Raw genomic sequence first — 13,427 nt, 5'->3', positions numbered from 1 at the left:
ACCCGGATGTGGCCGTGCGACCGCGGGGTCCCGGCCACCGCGCTGTCTGCCGGCCGCCGTGCCGTGCCGGGCCGGCCGGGCTTAGATGCCGCCTGGCCGGGTACACCGTGACTATGGACGACAACACACCGATCATCTCGGGGACCCCCGCCGCGGCGCGCACGGTGGACGCGTCCGGCAACCGCACTGCCCGTACCGGGGCGGACCAGGAATGGACGGCGGAGGACCTGGCCGCCGCGGAAGGGCACGACCCGACGCCGGGCAACGTGCGCAAGGCACAGCAGGAGCTCGACGAGCTCGGGCCGGCGGCGATCGAGCGGACGGTCCCCTAAGCGGGTATCAGCGGGTTTTCAGTCGCGGGGCGAGCATCGTCACGGATGGCTGGGCCTCGTTGTGGAGCAGGCCGGCGAGGCGTTGGACCGCGGTGCGGGCCAGCTCCTCGACCGGCAGCGACACGGACGTGATCGGACGCGCGAGCCGGTCGACGGCGTCGTCCGGACAGATCGCGACGATGTCGATCCCATCGGCGACGCGGTCGACCACGAGCGGCAGCGCCCACTCGTTGTAGACGACCATGGCCGTGATGCCGGGATCCTGGGCGCGCAGCCCGTCGAGCGCATCGGCCACACCCTGCGCGGACGTCACACACGGCGTCCAGGTCGCACGGGCACCGCCGTCCCGCAGCGCGTCGAGGGCACCGTCGCGCGCATGGGCGGCATAGGCGACGCCGCGGCGGTACGTCTCCGGGTGCTGCCCCAGGAACCCGATCCGCGTATGGCCGCGTTCGAGCAGGTGCTCCGCGGACATCCGGCCGCAGGCGACGAAGTCGAAGTCGACGTACGGCAGCCCGTCGGGATCGTCCGGGGTGCCGACGAGCACCGCGGGGCACTTGAGCGACGTGAGCAGATTCGCGCGGGGATCCTGCTGCTGTACCTCCATCAGGATGACCCCGTCCACCAGCGCACTGCCCACCGCGTCACGAATCGCACTCGTACCGTCATCGTCGGTGAGCATCAGCAGCTTGAGCCCCGCGTCCTGAGCGGCGTTGAGCGCGGCCCACACGTACGGCATCTGGACCTCGTTGTGCGGCCCGTGCATGAGCGGCAGCGCCATGGCGATGACGCCGGTCCGTTTCGTGCGAATCGAACGCGCCCCGGCATGCGGCCGGAACTGCAGCTCGGCGATGCTCGCCTCGACCCGCGCGATCGTCTCGGCAGAAATCGAGCGATTGCCGCTGAGCACGTACGACACGGTGCTCCGCGACACCCCGGCGTGCCTGGCCACATCCGCGATCGTGACTGCCATTGCCGGACCGTAGTCTCGGCGCCCGGCGCGGGCAAGACCATCAGCGCCGAGTGACCGGAACCAAACAGAACTGCGCGCCGTCCTTGATGACGAACGGCTGATTCACCTCCGGGCACCGCTCGGCCTTCGGGATCTGCTTGGTGATTTCGAACGCCCCGCGCGCATCGCAGTCCACCACGGTCGCGCGATCCGCCGTCTGCGCCACGCACTCACCGACTTCGAACTGCCGCTCCGGCAGCGACCCGGTCATCTTCAGCGCGACGACCGTTCCCGAGCCGAGCGCCACCAAGGCGACGAACAACGTGAGCGCGGCACTGACCGGCGGACTCAACCGCCTGCGCCGATGCGCCCGCGGCCGCGGGTCCGGTTTCGCCTTGGGCCGGCTCCGCTCCCGCCACCACCGAGCATCGCGCGCCCGGGCCTCCTTGCGCGAGCGATCGGCCAGCGTGAGCTTCGGCGCCGGAAACCGCGGCGCCGGCGAGACGGCCACATCGGACAACGGCGGCTCAGCCTCCGAATCCGCATTGGCGCCGTCTTCCAGCGGATCGGCGAGCGTGCCTTTGCGCGCGGATTGCATATACCGCCGCACAACCCGGACAAGCGCCCCGAAGTCCTCGGCGTCCGGCTCGGCCTCGACCCGCGTCGCCGTGCCGGCCCGACTGTCCTCACTCACCGCCGCGGCGGCGGGCTCGGCCTCCTCAACCGGCGGTTCCTCGTGCCCCTTCGCGCGCAATTGGGCAAGAAACGCCTCGATATCGACATCGACATCCGACTCCGCCTGCGGATCGCTGATGGCGCGCAGGGTGGCGAGCAAATCGGAGTCCTCGACCGCCGCACTGCCGGAGACGGGCACCCAAGGAACAAAATCCTGCTCCTCTTGTTCCGCCTGTGCCGCCTCCCCTTCCCGCCCGTCCCCGAAATGCACGTCAACCAATTCGGGCTGAACGTCCACTTCGACTTCGACTTCCACCGGCTCGGGCTCGAACTCGATGTCTTCGGCCTCAACTTCGGCTTCGGACTCCGCCTCGACAACCTCGGCAACCTCGGCAACCGGCTCTGGTTCGGACTCGAATTCGGGCTCAACGACGACGGCGATGGGCTCCGGCTCAGACTCCGGCTCGGGCTCGACGACGGCGGTGATGGATTCGGGTTCGGGTTCGGAAACGGCGGCGGCGACGGGTTCGGGCTCTGGGTCCGACGGGATCGAGACGGCCGGTTCGACCGCGGGTTCGGGCTGTTCGTATGCATGCAGCGCACGGAACCTGGTCGCCACGAGGTCGAGTTCGGCCTCGAACACCTCCATCTCCGCGCCGGCCGAACGCAGCCCGGCGCCGGCCGCGTCGAGGTCGGTCTCGGCCAGATCCATCTCGCTGCGGAGCCGCATCACCTCGTTGGCGATCGACACCAGATCGGCGCGGAGGGCCCGCGACTCGATCTCGGCCGCCCGGCACTCGGACCGGATGGCCTTCAGTTCCTTCTCGAACCGCCACGGCTTGTCCTGCTCCAGCGCCCACAGTTCGGCCCGGATCTCCCACGGTTCCAGCTGCTTCGGCCGCACCGGCGCCGGCTGGACGGTGGCAACCGCAGGCCCCGGCGCAACCGGCGGCGCCGCAACGGGAGGCGCCGCAACGGGAGGCGCCGCAACGGGAGGCGGCGCAACCGGAGCTGGAGCAGCCGCCGCGCGGGCGTCGTAGAGCACCCGACCCGACCGCCGCGTACCGATCGACGCCGAACCAGCCGCACCCGAACCAGCCGCCCCCGAACCAGCCGCCCCCGAACCAGCCGCCCCCGAAGCTGGAGCGGACGCCGCGGCCGATCCGGTGCGCCACGGAGCGGACGGCCTGGCCTCCCCCGCGCTCTCCCGCCGCAGCGCAGCCCACGGATCCTCCGCTATCGCCGAACCGGCCCGCGATCCATCCGCGACCGAAGCGGCCGAAGCGGCCGAAGTCGTGTGGTCGCCCGTGTCCGTGGAAGAAGTACCCTGCGCGGCTTCAGCGGCCCAGGACGCCGCCGCCTGCGCGCCCGCCGAGGCCGAGGCGGCCCACGTCGGACCGGCCGCGGCCGGATCGACGGTGCGGAATTGCGCCGGCGACACCGAGCGCGCGGCGTCGGGTGACTGTTGTTGCAGCGCGGCCCGCAGCTCGTTCGCATCCACACGAGCACCCGCCGCGGACGTCGCCGCAGAGGACCGTTGCTGCCGTGCCGCCAACAGCTCGTTCGCATCCACACGAGCACCGGCCGCAGACGCGGACGCGGACGTGGAGGGCTGTTGTTGCAGCGCCGCCCACAGCTCGTTCGCATCCACACGAGCACCGGCTGCGGACGCGGAGGGCTGTTGTTGCAGGGCGGCCCACAACTCGTTCGGGTCCACACGAGGGCCGGCCGGGGACGTCGGCGCCGCGGACACCGGGCGTTCAGCGACGGGCGGGCGGGGGCGGCGGGGCACCGGTGAAGGCTCCGCGAGCAGGGCACCCTCGGCGAGGGTCGGGCCGTCGAGGAGTACCGGCAGAACGCCCAGAATGTCGATCAGCAGCTCGGTGACGAGGGGCGTGCGCGCCAGGCCGCCGGTCAGGAGCACGCCCTGCAACTCCGGCACGGCGACCCCGGCGACGAGCGAGGCGACCGTGTGGACCGCGCGTTCGAGCGCCGGGCGGGCGAGGTTCTCGAACTCGGTGCGGGTCAGCGACATGCCCGAGGCCGACCACGGCACCGGGATCGTGGTCGACTTCGCGGTGGTCAGCTCCTCGCGGCCGGCGCGCGCGCCGTCGAGCAGTGTGCGGTCGGGGTTCCAGCGCCACACCTTGCGCCGCGCGAACGTGCTGCCCAGATGCGTCAGGATCGCGGCGTCCAGGGCCAGGCCGCCGGCCTCGGGGATGCTCGCCGAGGACAGCACGCTCACCGAGCGACCCGTCCGCTGCACGACGGAGGCGTCGACCGAGCCCGCCCCAAGATCCAGAACTACCGCCGCGGTACCGTCCGGCAGCGCCAGCACCCCCTGCTCGTCGGCGTGCAGCGCGGCGGCGGCGGGTTCGGGTACCAGACGGAGAGGACGTAATCCGACGAGTGCCGCCGCTTTTTCGAGCACCTGCGTCTGCGGCCGGTGCCAGTGCGCGGGATGCGTGATCGCGACGCTCGACACCGGTCCGCCGATCGTCTTGCGTGCGACCGACGCGATATGGGTGAAAACGGCGGCGAACAGGCTGCGCACCGGGCACTCGACGCCGCCGAGGACGACGGAGCCCTTGTCGATCGTGCGGCGCGGGTGCGGCTCGAAGCGGTCCGGGCTCGCCTCCCCCGCCGCGCACGCCGCCGGCCCGGCGACGAAGTGGGGCGCGTTGTCCAGGCACACCGCGGACGGCTCGAGCAGCAGCAGCTCGCGCCGTCCGTCCGGCCGGACCAGCACCGCGGAGGTGCGGGCGGTGCCGAAGTCGATCCCCAGGTGGTAGCCCCCCACGCCTACCAGTTAATACGAACAAAGTCGGTCAAAGGCCACAGAACGGCGAGGACGGATGCGTACGTTGCGCGACAACCGGACGGCGGTGCTTCGGCCGGACAAATCGCCTCGTACTTTGGTCGGATCCGTCCCGGCCGCACCGCCCATACCATGGGGGTGATGCTGGCTCGACTGCGCTCGTTCTGGGACGAGCCCGGCCCGGCCGACGCCCCCAGGCGGGTGTGGCGGGACTGGGTGCTCGTCGGCGGTTTCGCGCTCGTGGTCGTGCTCGAGGTCATGCTGCGGCCGGGGCTGCCCTACCGCTGGTACGCGGGGATCGTCGCGCTCCTCGTCATCCCGACGCTGCTGATCCGGCGCACCCGGCCGCTGCTCGCCGTCGGCCTGGCGTTCGGCGCGTGCGGCCTGGCCCCGCTGGCGACCGGGCTCGACCTGGGCCTGAACGCGTTCGTGTTCGTCCTGTTCCTCGGATACGCCCTGTCCCGCTGGGGCTCCGGCCGCCAGACGATCCTGGGCGCGGGCATCATCGTCGCCAAGCTGGCGTTCTCGCTGCTGCTGGGCCATTCGGGGCCGAACGACACCATCGGCGGCGTCGGTGTGCTGTTCGCGGTGACCGCGCTGGGTGCCGCCGTGCGCTACCGCGTGCGCGCCCGCAACCGCGAGTTCGACCAGGTGAAACTGCTCGAACGGGAACGCCTCGCGCGCGACCTGCACGACACGGTCGCCCACCACGTGTCGGCGATGATCATCCGCGCCCAGGCCGGCCTGGCCACCGCCCCGTTCAACCCGGACGCCGCCACCGACGCCCTGCGCCTCATCGAGTCCGAGGCGACCCGCGCGCTGGCCGAGATGCGCGGCATCGTGCGCGTGCTGCGCACCGACGAACCGGCCGAGCTGGCGCCGACGCCGGGCCTGTCCGACCTGCACAACCTGGCCGCGCCGCACCGCGTGGGCCCGTCGGTCGACGTGGACATCCGCGGCGACGTGGCGGACCTGCCGGCCCCGATCGGCACGGCCCTGTTCCGGCTGGCCCAGGAGTCGGTCACGAACGCCCGCCGGCACGCCCGCAACGCCACCCGCATCGAGGTGCGCGTGGTGGCCGACGACGCCGCGGTGCGCCTCCGGGTCACCGACGACGGCGAGACCGCCCCGGCCCGCACCTCGCATGCCGGCGGCTTCGGCCTCGTCGGGATGAGGGAACGCGCCGGCCTGGTCGGGGGCACCTGCGAAGCCGGCCCGGGCCCGATCCGCGGCTGGACGGTCACTGCCGTCCTCCCCCGCGCCTAGACCCTGTCCTGCCGATCGTGTCGAGCCGAGACGGAGTCCAGATTCCGGCTGCGTGCGCAGGCCGCCTTGGCCGGGTCGACCGGCGTAGCGGCCGGGCCGGCCTTGGCGTTGGAATCTGGGCCTGGTGCAGGCGGGCATGATCGGCAGGGCCTGAGCCGGCCGGTCGTACCTGGTTCCGCCGAAAGTACGGAAAAATCGCGGCCCATGTTCCGATGAAGGCGATCCCGCGAACGCCGAGCATCGATGGCATGAAGGCGATCGTTCAGCAGCGGTACGGCTCCGCGGAGGAGCTGCGGCTCATCGACCTCGACCCGCCCGTGGCCGGCGCGGGTGAGGTGCTGGTGCGGGTGCGCGCGGCGGCGGTCAACGCGCGCGACTGGCACGTCATGCGCGGCGACCCCTACCTGGCCCGGCTCATGATGCCGGCCAACTTCGGCCCGCGCGGGCCCAGACGCGCGGTGCGCGGCAGCGACTTCGCCGGTGTCGTCGAGGCGGTCGGGGCCGGCGTGACGGACTTCGAGCCGGGCGACGAGGTGTACGGCGACCTGCGCGAGGCCGACGGCACGTTCGCCGAGCTCGTGGCGGTGCCGCTCGGCTTCCTGGAGCGCAAGCCGGAAGGGCTCACCTTCGAACAGGCGGCGGCGGTACCCCTCGCCGGCACCACGGCCCTGACCGCCCTGCGCGACTTCGCCAAGCTCCGGCCGGGCGAGACGATCCTCGTCAACGGCGCGTCCGGCGGGGTGGGCACGTTCGCGGTACAACTGGGAAAGGCTTTTGGCGCGTCCGTCACCGGAGTGTGCAGCACGCGGAACCTCGGGCTGGTCACCGAGCTGGGCGCGGATGACGTCATCGACTACAAACGGGACGACTTCACGCGGTCCGGCGAGCGGTACGACGTCGTCCTGGACCTCGTCGGCAACCACGCCCTGTCCGAGCTGCTGCGCGCCGTGCGGCCCGGCGGTCGCCTGGTCCTGGGCGGAGGCGGCGTCTCCGGCGGCGGCCGCCCGACCGTCTTCGGCCCCATGGCGCTGGTCATCCGCGCCCAGCTGGCCGCGCGGTTCGGCGACAAGCGCGTCATCCCGCTCACCAACGTGCCGCCGAGCCCGGAGGCGCTGGCCACCCTGCGCCACCACCTCGAAGCCGGCGACATCACCCCGGCCGTCGACCGGACGTTCCCGCTGGAGAAGGCGGCCGACGCCATCCGCTACCTGGAGATCGACCACGCCCGCGCGAAGGTCGTCATCACCGTCTGATCAGGTCCAGAAGCCCTGGTGCACGGCGACGGCGCTCGGGAGGGGCACCGGGCCGTCGAGCCTGATCGGGCGGCCGCCGCGGGCGAACACCTCGAAGGCGGGCAGGCTCAGCGGCGGGATGCCCTCCTCCTCGGCGACCATCCGGGCCAGTTCCTGCTCGGAGAGGGCGAACACGACGCGGCCGATGCCGGACCAGTAGATCGCGCCGGAGCACATCGCGCACGGCTCGGTGCTCGTGAAGAGGGTGCTGCCCGCGAGCACCGCCCGGTCCAGCCGGCCGGCCAGGCGGACCAGGTTGGTCTCGGCGTGGCCGGTCGGGTCGGCCCCGGTGACGACGCTGTTGAGCGCCTCGAGCACCGTGCCGTCCGCGGTCACCAGTACCGCCCCGAACGGGTGGTCGCCGCGGTCGCGGGCCTCCCAGGCCAGGACCACCGCCCGCTCCAGGTGGGCCTCGTCCGCCGGAGTGATCGAGCCTGACGTCACGGATGTCATGAAGGCCTCCCGCCCGAACCCTACCGGCCGCTAGAGTGACGGGCGTTACCTTTCGCGGTACAGGGGAAGAGGCCGGAGGCGGCATGGCTTGTCATCAGCTGTGGCCGAGACCCTGACGACGACCCGATCCGACGCCCGGACCTCGCCCGGTGAGCAGTTCCCGCCGTGGCGCCGGTTCCGCCTGGTGCTGCTCCTGGGCTTCCTGACCGCCCTGGGTCCGCTCACGATCGACATGTACCTGCCGTCGCTGCCGACGATCACCAGCGACCTGCACGCCACCGCCGCCGCGGTGCAGCTGACGCTCACCGGGACGCTCGCCGGGCTGGCGATCGGTCAGCTGATCGTCGGGCCGCTGTCCGACGCGTTCGGGCGGCGGGTGCCGCTGCTGGCCGGGATCGGTGTGCACGTGCTCGCGTCCGTGGTGTGCGTGTTCGCGCCGAACCTGGCCGTGCTCGGCACGCTGCGGGTGCTGCAGGGGCTCGGGGCCGCCGCGGCGTCCGTGGTGGCCATGGCGGTCGTGCGCGACCTGTTCCGCGGGCTCGCCGCCGCGCGGCTGCTGTCGCGGCTGATGCTCGTCGTCGGCGTCGCCCCGATCCTCGCGCCCACGATCGGCGGCCTGGTGCTGCGGCTGACCGAGTGGCGGGGTGTTTTCGTGGTACTCGCCGTGGCCGGTGCCGCCATCCTCGCCGCCACGGCCCTCGCGCTGCCCGAGACGCTCCCCGCGGAGCGCCGGCGCTCCGGCGGCGTGGCGGGCACCCTGCGCGACTACGGCCGCCTGTTCGCCGACCGCGTGTACGTCGGGCTCATCCTCGTCGCCGGCCTCGCCATGGGTGCCCTCATCGCGTACGTGAGCGGTTCGAGCTTCGTGTTCCAGGACGAGTACCACATGAGCGAGCAGCAGTTCGCGTTCGTCTTCGCCGGCGGCGCGGTCGGCCTGATCGGGGCGACCCAGCTCAACGTGCGGCTGCTGCGCTGGTGGTCGCCGCAGCGCATCCTGACCACCGCGCTCGTCGCCGGGGTCGTGGCCGGTGCGGTGCTGCTCGTGCTGGCCGCCACCGACACGGGCGGGCTGCTCGGCGTGGTCATCCCGCTGTGGACGGTGCTCGCGATGGTCGGCCTGGCCATGCCCAACGCCCCGGCGCTGGCGCTGTCCCGGCACGGTGAGGCCGCCGGTACCGCCGCCGCGCTGCTCGGTGCGGTCCAGTTCGGCGTCGGCGCGCTGGCCGCCCCGCTCGTCGGCGTGCTCGGCATCGGCGCCGAGGCGATGGCGATCGTGGTCTTCGGCGGCATGACCTCGGCGGCCCTGGTGCTGTGGCTGGTCGTACGGCCGCAGCACCTTCCCGTGGAAAGCCTCGAACCGGTGGCGGTAGCGCACTGACGGGTAGCGCACTGAGCGCTAGCGCATGACCCGCCCGCTGTAGGTCGGCTCCTCGGGCCGCCGCTGCCCCGGCATCCGCTGCTCGGGGGCCGGCCCGAGGGAGCTCAGCCAGGTGCGCAACGCCTCGACGCTCATCGGCTCGCCCGGCAGCACGCCCTGCACCCCGGCGCAGCCGGACAGGGTCACCGCGTCCACCATCTCGCGCGAGTCGACCCCCTCGGCGACGACCGTGATGCCGAGCGAGCGCGCGAGTTCGACCGTCGAGCGGATGACCACGGCGTCCTGCGGGCTGTTCACCATCGGCGCCGCGAACGCCGGGTCCAGCTTCAGCTCGTCGACGGGCATGCTGCGCAACCGCGCGAGCGAGGGTGCCGAGCGGCCGTAGTGGTCGAGCGCGAGCCGTACACCGAAATGGCGGAACTGCCCGAGGGCGGTCTCCGTGCGGCGGGCGTCGATGAGCATGACGTCCTCGGCGATCTCCAGGGTGAGGGCCGAGGGCGGCACGATGAGCTTGTTGACCATCTTCGCGACGTCGTAGGGCAGCCGGGAGTCGAGCACGTCCGCGGCGGACACGTCGGCCGCCACGCCCAGCTCGAAGCCCTGCCGCCGCCAGCCCGCGCAGCTCTCGAGCGCGGAGCGCAGCAGGAAGCGGGTGAGCTGGCGGGTCAGGCCGACCTGCACGGCCAGGCGCTGCAGCACCTCCGGCTCGATCCAGCCGTGGACCGGGTGCCGCCAGCGCAGCAGGGCCTCCAGCGCGACCGGGCGGCGCGTGCTCAGGTCGACCTTCGGCTGGTAGTACACGAAGAACTGCTCCTGCTCGACCGCCCGGAGCAGGTCCGGCAGCAGGTGCGAGCCGACGTCGCCCCGGTGCCCGGGGTCGTAGATCTCCACCTCGGAGCGGGCCGACTTGGCCTCGTGCAGGGCGTCGGCCGCGCACCGGATGAGCTCGGCCGAGTTCGTGGCGTGCATCGGGGCGAACGCGACCCCGGCGCTGAGCTCGATCTGCACCGGCACCGGACCGGCCGGGACCGGCGCGGCGAGGCTGCGCAGCAGCAGCTCGGTGTCGCGCGCGATGCTGTCGGCGGTGCCCGCGGACACCGTGCGCAGGATGGCGATCTCGGCCCCGCCGAGCCGCACCGCGACCGCCTCCGCCGGCAACGCCTGCTGCAGCCGGTTGCCCACGGTGTTGAGGATCATGTCCCCCGCGGTGTACCCGAGGATGCGGTTCATCTCGTGCAAATGATCGACGGCGACGATGGTGAGCGGCAGGACCGCGCCCGGCGGCAGTTCCTCGAGCATGCTGGGCAGCGCCGAGTCGAGCACGCGCCGGTTGCCCAGGCCGCTCAGCTCGTCCGTGGCCGCCTCGCGCCGGGTGCGGGTGAGCTCCCGGGTCTGCTCGAAGGTGAGCGCCGTGCGCGCACCGGCGGCCAGCAGGCACGCGCTGGCCATCACGATCGTGAACGGGTGCAGGTGCACGAACGTGCCCACGATGAGCACCACGAGCGCGCACAACGAGAACAGGATCGGCACGAGCAGGGCGGCGAACCCGCGCACCTCGTCGATTGCGCGGCGGCGGTACACGGAACCGGCCAGGGCCATCATGGTCAGCCCGATCATCCAGGTCCCGTCGACCCAGCTCCCGTCGGTGTAGGAGTTGTCCGCGAGGCCGAACAGGTAGGCGGTGTCGGCCACCGTGAACGCGGCCGCGCCGAGGCCCGCCATCCACCAGACCGGGTCGTTGCGCCACCGGACCATCGCCAGCGCCGCGACCGCGACGACCATCAGGATCAGGTCGCCGATCGGGTACGACAGGCTCGTCACGGTCGCCGCGAACGGCTTGCCCGCGTTGCCGTCGAGCAGGCTGTTGAGCGTGAACGCGGAGAACGCCGCGCCGGCCGCGAGCGAGGTGACCACCCCGTCCAGCCAGACGGAGGCGGGCAGGCGGCGGACCGAGGCGCGGGCGAGCAGGATGAAGCCGATGTACGCGAGCGGGTACAGCCCCACGTAGAACACGTCCGCCAGGGACGGGATCGGGATCGCGTTCGCGTCGACGTCAGTGAAGCTGGCCTGCCAGTAGATGTCGCCGGCGGCCCAGGACGCGACCCCGCCGCCGACGAACGACCAGGCCAGCCGGTTGCGCCGGACGAGGACGGGCCGGGCCAGGGCCAGCAGCGACGTGGCGATGAGCACGGCCGAGTAGAACCAGGTGTCCAGCAGGGCCGGGCGCTCGCCGCCCATCGGGAACAGGGTGCTGAGCGCGTAGACGACGCCCAGACTGGCGACGACCGTCTTCACCCCGCGGTACACCGGCGAACCGAGAATCGCCAGGTCGGCGTCCACCTCGACGGCGGGCTCGGCCGCATGGCTGCGTGTCATCAGAGTTCCCCCGCTTGTTCGACGATGTCCACTACCGGCGGCTCGAAGCCGTTGAAGCTCGATGCGTAGACGGTCGTGTACGCCCCGGCGCTGCCGAGGTGCACGCGATCGCCCGTAGCCAGCCCCTCCGACAGGTCGACATCGAAGAGGATCGTGTCCTGGCTGTCGCAGGTCGGCCCGGTCAGCTGGCAGCGCCGCAACCGCGGGCCGCCGAACTCGTCGCGGACCGGGAAGCGCAGCTGGTTGCCGGTCTCCAGGCTCTCCATCAGCGCGTTGAACGCGCCGACGTCCAGGTGCACCCAGCGCTTGCCCATCCGGTCGGCGACCCCGATGACGTTCGCGATGAGCGTGCCGGCCTCGGCGACCAGCGCGCGCCCGGGCTCGATGACCGGGTGCACGGCATACGGCAACGCGGCCAGGCCGGCGTCGATGACCGCCGCATAGTCCCGCAGCGGTGGCGGTTCTCCCTGGTACCGCGCCGGAAAGCCGCCCCCCAGGTCCACCAGCCGCAGCCGGACGTCCTCGGCGAGCAGCTTGTCCATCAGCTCGGCCACCAGGTCCAGCGGCTGCGCCCACGCGCGCGGGTGCATCATCTGCGAGCCGACGTGGAAGGTCACGCCGTGCGGGTCGAGCCCCAGGTCGCGGGCGGTCAGCAGCAGCTGGGCGGCGCTGCCGAGGTCGACCCCGAACTTCCCCTCACTCGGTACCTCGCTGTGCAGGTCGGGCACCGCCAGCCGCACGTACACCGAGGCGCCGGGGGCGGACCGGCGCAGCTTGTGCAGCTCGTCGACGGAGTCGAAGGCGAACCGGTGCACGCCCGCCGCGAACGCGCGCGCGATGTGCGTCTCGGGCTTGACCGGATTGCTGAACAGCACCTCGCCCGCGGGCACCCCGATGGCGAGCAGCTGCTCGAGCTCGGCCGCCGAGGCGATCTCGAAGCCGCACCCGAGGCCGGCCAGGTGCGCGATCACGCGCGGGTGCGGGTTGCACTTCATCGCGTAGTGCACGGCCACGTCCGGCAGGGCCGCGCGCAGGTTCCGGTACGCCGCGCCGACCCGGGCCAGGTCCATGACGAGCCGCGGCGCGCTCACGCGGAGCTCCGCACGGTCCGGCCCGGCAGGCCCTTGCGCGCCTTGGCCCGCGGTCCGGCCTTGCGTTGCGCGGGAATGCGGGCCGCGCCCGGCTGGAGCGGGATCGGCTGGGTGATCTCGTCCTCCACCCGCCTGGTCAGCTCGACGGTGTCCTCCTCGGCGCCGGCCCGTTCTTTGCGCCGGCGGCGGATCAGCTCGTAGCTGACGATCGCCACGCCGTAGAAGGCGACGTCGGCCATGAGCTTGCCCAGCAGCGTGCCGGAGCCCATGCCGCCGGTGAGGCCGGGCCCGAGGTACATGAAAAAGGGCCGCAGGATTGTCGAGTCGAGCACCTCGATCACCCCGAATTCGGCCAGCAGCAGCCGCGCGGTCGAGGTCGTGGTGCGCCGCAGACCATAGCCGCGGGCGCGTTCCCGGCGCCATTCGACGGTCGCGATCAGCCCGTAGAATCCGACGATCTCGCCCACCGTGCCGGCCACCGCGGCCAGCACGCGATCGGTGAACAGCCCATAAATGACAGCGGTGCCGATAAATGCACAGACGGTGCCAGCAATTTCCGCCGGGACATAACGGCGGGCCCACACGATCAATTTTTGGCGCCATCGTCGGCGCAGCCCAATGACTTCGGTCGCCATCCCTTTGCTCGCCCCGTTCGAGCCGGCCCCACACGCGACCGCGCCCAGGGTTGGATTGCCTGCCTCATTGCCGCGGGGAAAGCTATCACGGGAGTTCGATATCTACAAAACGATGCCGGTCCTGACTTTCCGTAGTTTTCGACCGGGCCGCGGGGAGCT

10 protein-coding genes are annotated in these 13,427 nt (G+C 72.2%); 4 read left to right on the top strand and 6 right to left on the bottom strand.

Annotated features, from left to right (window positions below):
* Positions 1–113 precede the first annotated feature (113 nt).
* Complete coding sequence (locus ACQP00_RS16120) at positions 114–332, top strand: hypothetical protein (RefSeq protein ID WP_433219766.1); 219 nt, start codon at positions 114–116, stop codon at positions 330–332.
* 7 nt (positions 333–339) lie between these two features.
* Here ACQP00_RS16120 and ACQP00_RS16115 read toward each other — a convergent pair whose 3' ends face one another.
* Together ACQP00_RS16115 and ACQP00_RS16110 are read right to left on the bottom strand one after the other, a co-directional pair.
* Positions 340–1,305, bottom strand: a complete 966-nt coding sequence (locus tag ACQP00_RS16115) for a LacI family DNA-binding transcriptional regulator (protein WP_433219764.1) — start codon at positions 1,303–1,305, stop codon at positions 340–342.
* 40 nt (positions 1,306–1,345) lie between these two features.
* Complete coding sequence (locus tag ACQP00_RS16110) at positions 1,346–4,759, bottom strand: Hsp70 family protein (protein WP_433219762.1); 3,414 nt, start codon at positions 4,757–4,759, stop codon at positions 1,346–1,348.
* 159 nt (positions 4,760–4,918) lie between these two features.
* Between ACQP00_RS16110 and ACQP00_RS16105 the strand changes: the two genes are divergently transcribed.
* Together ACQP00_RS16105 and ACQP00_RS16100 are read left to right on the top strand one after the other, a co-directional pair.
* Positions 4,919–6,043, top strand: coding sequence for a sensor histidine kinase (locus ACQP00_RS16105; protein ID WP_433219760.1), 1,125 nt, complete (start codon positions 4,919–4,921; stop codon positions 6,041–6,043).
* Positions 6,044–6,291: 248 nt separating this feature from the next.
* Positions 6,292–7,296, top strand: coding sequence for an NAD(P)-dependent alcohol dehydrogenase (locus ACQP00_RS16100; RefSeq protein WP_433219758.1), 1,005 nt, complete (start codon positions 6,292–6,294; stop codon positions 7,294–7,296).
* On the opposite strand, the gene ACQP00_RS16095 is transcribed toward ACQP00_RS16100, so the two are convergent.
* The gene (locus ACQP00_RS16095; protein ID WP_433219757.1) at positions 7,297–7,788 is read right to left on the bottom strand and encodes a nucleoside deaminase; all 492 of its coding nucleotides are present in this window, start codon (positions 7,786–7,788) and stop codon (positions 7,297–7,299) included. It lies immediately after the preceding gene.
* Positions 7,789–7,888: 100 nt separating this feature from the next.
* On the opposite strand from ACQP00_RS16095, the gene ACQP00_RS16090 reads away from it, so the two are divergent.
* Positions 7,889–9,166: a multidrug effflux MFS transporter gene (locus ACQP00_RS16090; protein ID WP_433223871.1), complete on the top strand. Its 1,278-nt coding sequence runs from the start codon at positions 7,889–7,891 to the stop codon at positions 9,164–9,166.
* Between the two features lie 18 nt (positions 9,167–9,184).
* Here ACQP00_RS16090 and ACQP00_RS16085 read toward each other — a convergent pair whose 3' ends face one another.
* Genes ACQP00_RS16085 through ACQP00_RS16075 form a run of 3 tightly spaced genes read right to left on the bottom strand, consistent with a single transcriptional unit; the run spans position 9,185 to position 13,268 of the window.
* A complete protein-coding gene (locus tag ACQP00_RS16085) occupies positions 9,185–11,542 on the bottom strand; it encodes a putative bifunctional diguanylate cyclase/phosphodiesterase (RefSeq protein ID WP_433219755.1) in 2,358 nt (785 codons plus the stop codon).
* Positions 11,542–12,633 (bottom strand): type III PLP-dependent enzyme, encoded by a 1,092-nt coding sequence (locus tag ACQP00_RS16080; protein ID WP_433219753.1) that lies wholly within the window; start codon positions 12,631–12,633, stop codon positions 11,542–11,544. Before ACQP00_RS16080 ends, ACQP00_RS16085 begins: the two co-directional genes overlap by 1 nt.
* Positions 12,630–13,268 (bottom strand): hypothetical protein, encoded by a 639-nt coding sequence (locus ACQP00_RS16075; protein WP_433219751.1) that lies wholly within the window; start codon positions 13,266–13,268, stop codon positions 12,630–12,632. Before ACQP00_RS16075 ends, ACQP00_RS16080 begins: the two co-directional genes overlap by 4 nt.
* Positions 13,269–13,427: the final 159 nt, after the last annotated feature.

Origin of the sequence: Dactylosporangium sp. CS-047395, assembly GCF_050942185.1 — a bacterium.
GTDB lineage: Bacteria > Actinomycetota > Actinomycetes > Mycobacteriales > Micromonosporaceae > Dactylosporangium.
The sequence above is the reverse complement of the archived record's forward strand: the minus strand, read 5'-3'. Positions and strand labels throughout refer to the sequence as shown.

Coding starts and splice junctions, on each gene's coding strand:
- ACQP00_RS16120 (WP_433219766.1), top strand. CDS start 114: ATGGACGACAACACACCGATCATCTCGGGGACCCCCGCCGCGGCGCGC.
- ACQP00_RS16115 (WP_433219764.1), bottom strand. CDS start 1,305: ATGGCAGTCACGATCGCGGATGTGGCCAGGCACGCCGGGGTGTCGCGG.
- ACQP00_RS16105 (WP_433219760.1), top strand. CDS start 4,919: ATGCTGGCTCGACTGCGCTCGTTCTGGGACGAGCCCGGCCCGGCCGAC.
- ACQP00_RS16100 (WP_433219758.1), top strand. CDS start 6,292: ATGAAGGCGATCGTTCAGCAGCGGTACGGCTCCGCGGAGGAGCTGCGG.
- ACQP00_RS16095 (WP_433219757.1), bottom strand. CDS start 7,788: ATGACATCCGTGACGTCAGGCTCGATCACTCCGGCGGACGAGGCCCAC.
- ACQP00_RS16085 (WP_433219755.1), bottom strand. CDS start 11,542: ATGACACGCAGCCATGCGGCCGAGCCCGCCGTCGAGGTGGACGCCGAC.
- ACQP00_RS16075 (WP_433219751.1), bottom strand. CDS start 13,268: ATGGCGACCGAAGTCATTGGGCTGCGCCGACGATGGCGCCAAAAATTG.